Below are 786 nucleotides of genomic sequence, written 5' to 3' on the forward strand. Positions count from 1 at the left end.
TGAATGTGGTACAGAAGAAGGGGACGAGGTAGATGAGATGATCATCGGTCCTAATACCGAACAGGCTTATATTACGGATGCCATTAAATATAGCCAACAGGTGATGCAGTCAGGTGTGGCGCCAGAAAATGTGTCCTTGAATATTTTCCATGGGGACGAACATTCAGAAAAATATTGGTCTAAACACCTACCAAATTGTCTACGATTTATTAGCCAAGGTTGGCCATTGTAAACTCTTATGATTTGGTTAATATTTGATAAGTCTTCTAAAAGAATTTAAACGGATCATTTAAATAAATGTAGATAAGTGACACTTTTCCAACTAAAAGTTTACTTTCTATGGCTTGATTGTATCTTAACGATGATGTCTTGGCTAATATCTATTGTCAAAAAACGAATACTGTAAATATCAATACCAGGGTTTACATAGTCAATTTAGTTATTTAACTAAATCGACCATGTAAACCCTCTTTTTTTTGTGGAAAATTTGAGCTATCTATTTTATTTAGAAAGATATTAACTCAATATCTAAAGTAGTTAATAGGATGAACAAAGCTACCAAGTGTATAAAAAATCTTCAGATCATCCTTTATGATATACAGAATTTAGATGGCCTATTTAAGCCTGTAAGATTTTTCTATAGGCGATATATTTATCTTTAAAAATAAAAAAATAAAAAGGTTCAATCGGTCATAAATAGTAAACTCATAATCAATATAATTTTCTACTCTGTTTCTAGGATAATAATTAGTTTTGAAAAAATGACTAAAATAAGAAATCATAACT

The 786-nt window shown here is 30.3% G+C and carries 1 pseudogene; it reads left to right on the plus strand.

Features of this window, described 5'->3' with window-relative positions:
• Positions 1-232, plus strand: a pseudogene (locus ACRCJ0_RS16950) (alpha/beta hydrolase); the annotation flags it as partial.
• Between the last annotated feature and the right edge of the window lie 554 nt (positions 233-786).

It is taken from the genome of Aerococcus sp. L_32 (genome assembly GCF_050689315.1).